Origin of the sequence: Allobosea sp. 2RAB26 (genome assembly GCF_052115465.1) — a bacterium.
Taxonomy (GTDB): domain Bacteria; phylum Pseudomonadota; class Alphaproteobacteria; order Rhizobiales; family Beijerinckiaceae; genus Allobosea.
The window spans coordinates 1-426 of sequence record NZ_JBFRGS010000093.1 but is presented as its reverse complement, the minus strand read 5'-3'; the positions used below and the strand labels follow the sequence as shown (position 1 = coordinate 426).

At 57.7% G+C, this 426-nt stretch carries 1 protein-coding gene; it reads left to right on the top strand.

Going from position 1 to position 426, the window contains the following annotated elements; translation table 11 throughout:
* Window positions 1-138: 138 nt before the first annotated feature.
* Window positions 139-348: a cold-shock protein gene (locus AB4118_RS34170; protein ID WP_441493921.1), complete on the top strand. Its 210-nt coding sequence runs from the start codon at window positions 139-141 to the stop codon at window positions 346-348.
* The last annotated feature ends 78 nt before the right edge of the window (window positions 349-426 follow it).

Below are 426 nucleotides of genomic sequence, written 5' to 3'. Positions count from 1 at the left end.
AAAAGGGTGGCGAGCCTTTTTGCGTTTTGGCGGAACCCTCCGTTTCCATGCGCGTTCAGCCGACATTACCCATGACCCCTGACTGGGCCCGCTGTGGGAGGACACCGCGGGCCCTTTTTTGGGCTCAGGAGGACAGCCATGGCTACGGGAACGGTGAAGTGGTTCAATCCCACCAAGGGATTTGGTTTTATTCAACCTGACGACGGCGGACAGGATGTGTTTGTTCACATCAGCGCCTTGGAGCGTGCGGGATTGCGCGAGCTGCGCGACGGACAAAAAATCGCTTACGAGCTCGTTCCCGACCAACGCTCGGGAAAAACCTGTGCCGAGAACCTCAAGCCGGAATAAAGCCGGCTACTGGAACTGACTACGGTACCATTCGTTTGGACGGCGTGCTGTTCCCCTCAAAGGCCACACGACCTACCC

Coding starts and splice junctions, on each gene's coding strand:
- AB4118_RS34170 (WP_441493921.1), top strand. CDS start 139: ATGGCTACGGGAACGGTGAAGTGGTTCAATCCCACCAAGGGATTTGGT.